Origin of the sequence: Rathayibacter sp. AY2B7, from assembly GCF_002931635.1 — a bacterium.
Taxonomy (GTDB): Bacteria; Actinomycetota; Actinomycetes; order Actinomycetales; family Microbacteriaceae; genus Rathayibacter.
Window position 1 is genome coordinate 1 of the sequence record NZ_PSUC01000212.1, and the last position, 1,574, is coordinate 1,574.

Genomic DNA, 1,574 nt, shown 5'->3' on the forward strand with positions numbered 1-1,574 from the left:
GCCGTGCTGGGCATGGCGCTGGCCCTCGTGCTCAGCGGGTTCGGAGTGTCGAGCGTCGCCTCGTCGCTCGTCGTCTACCCCGTGCCCGGGCCGGGGGACAGCCCGCTGAAGACGCCGCCGGGCTCCGGGATGATCTCGAGCGTCGTGATGCTGGGGAGCATGGCCGCGACCGGTCTACTGGCGCTCCCGTCGATCGTCCTCGGCGCGATCTCGCTCATCGGCGGCGACCCGGCCTTCGGCCTGATCGGACTGGCGGCCGCCCTCGTGCTGGGCACCGTCTTCGCGCTGGTCGGCATCCGCGTCGGCGGTCGGATCGTCGACCGTCGAGCGCCGGAGCTGTTCGCCGCCCTCGTGACGATCGGCTGACGCGGGTGGCGGGGCGCGGGTGGGCGGTTCCCGCCCGCTGCCCGCCACCGGTCACCGCCCCCGCGAGTGCGCGAAAGTTGTCGCACTCGAGCTCGAGTGCGACGACTCCTGCACACTCGCGGGGGCCGGCGAGGACCGCGCGCACCCGCGAGTGGCCGCGCGCCCGCGAAGGCCCGCACACAGGAGCCGCGGCAGAATGTGGACATGCGCAGCCTCGAAGTCCTCCTCGATCCGGAGTCGGAGGCTCGCGTCCGCGGCCAGTGGGAGGCGCTCGAGGCGGCCGGCATCCCGAGCCTCGCGCTGCACACGTCCGCCAGCAACCGCCCGCACCTCACCCTGGTCGCCGGGCCCGAGCTGACCGCCCCGGAGCCGGGCGCGCTCGGTCCGCTGCCGGCGACGGTCGACCTGGGTGCTGTCCTCCTCTTCCCGCACGCCGGGCGCTTCGTCCTCGCCTGGGGAGTGGTCCGCTCGCCCGCCCTCGACGCGCTGCACGACCGGGCCACGCGCCTCGTGCCGGGCGGCGTCGACACCTCGCTCCGGGACGCCTGGACGCCGCACATCAGCGTCTCGCGCCGCCTCCGCGCCGAGCAGCTCGGCGACGCCGTCCCCCTCCTCGGCGAGCCGTTCACTGCCGGCCTCGCGGGCGTCCGCTTCTGGGACGGCGACACCCGCACCCTCACCGACCTCTGATCCGGGCGCCGCAGAAGCCCCCCGACCTCCCCGCATCCGCCTCCCCAGCTCCCTCCCTGCAGCCCTTCTCCACAGTTCCCCGGACCCCCGGGGCGACGTCGGAGGCGGCGGGTAGAGTTCCCCGGGTGACAGAGCCCACCGCGACAGCCCTCCCCGCCCCGCCGCTCGCCGACCCCTCGGCGGAGTCCCGCGGCGGCGTTCGGAGCGACGCGGCGAGCGGCGCCCCGGGATCCGGATCCTCCGAGGCGCAGGCGATCCTCGAGAAGGTCTTCGGCTACGGCTCCTTCCGCGGCGAGCAGCAGTCCATCGTCGAGCAGGTCATCGGAGGCGGCGACGCCGTCGTCCTCATGCCCACCGGCGGCGGCAAGTCGCTCTGCTATCAGATCCCCGCCATCGTGCGCCCCGGCACCGGCGTGGTCGTGTCCCCGCTCATCGCGCTGATGCAGGACCAGGTCGACGCCCTCCGCGCGAACGGCGTCCGCGCCGAGTTCCTCAACTCCACCCAGGACGCGGGCGAG

General features: G+C 74.9%; 2 protein-coding genes and 1 pseudogene. All 3 read left to right on the plus strand.

Features of this window, described 5'->3' with window-relative positions:
- Positions 1 to 366: pseudogene (locus C5C27_RS18280) on the plus strand (transporter); the annotation flags it as partial.
- A 204-nt stretch (positions 367 to 570) separates the two neighbouring features.
- Positions 571 to 1,056, plus strand: a complete 486-nt coding sequence (locus tag C5C27_RS17450; protein WP_104315033.1) for a 2'-5' RNA ligase family protein — start codon at positions 571 to 573, stop codon at positions 1,054 to 1,056.
- A gap of 125 nt (positions 1,057 to 1,181) precedes the next feature.
- On the plus strand, positions 1,182 to 1,574 hold a 393-nt coding region (locus C5C27_RS17455; RefSeq protein WP_146079767.1), incomplete at its 3' end, for a DEAD/DEAH box helicase.

Excerpts from the sequence above, each read along its gene's own strand:
- C5C27_RS17450 (WP_104315033.1), top strand. The coding sequence starts at position 571 with ATGCGCAGCCTCGAAGTCCTCCTCGATCCGGAGTCGGAGGCTCGCGTC.